Annotated in this window: 1 pseudogene; it reads left to right on the top strand. The window is 33.2% G+C overall.

Annotated features, from left to right (window positions below):
* Positions 1-211 (top strand): annotated as a pseudogene (gene pgi / locus V6256_RS16080) (glucose-6-phosphate isomerase); the annotation flags it as partial.

Consider the following 211-nt stretch of genomic DNA (forward strand, 5'->3'; position numbering starts at 1 on the left):
TAAGAATCTAATCACTGAAGAAATTTTTACAAGTCTGTTAGATCTTGATAAAGAAGTTGATTTGGTTAGCGCAATAAAAGCACAGTTCTCAGGAGAAAAAATTAATATTACAGAAGGGCTCGCTGTTTTACATACTGCAATTAGTAACCGTAGTAATTCACCTGATTTTGTGGATGGTGAAGATGTCATGCCTAAAATCAATGAAGTACTA

It is taken from the genome of Psychromonas aquatilis (assembly GCF_038155185.1).
In the GTDB taxonomy this organism is placed as follows: domain Bacteria; phylum Pseudomonadota; class Gammaproteobacteria; order Enterobacterales; family Psychromonadaceae; genus Psychromonas; species Psychromonas aquatilis.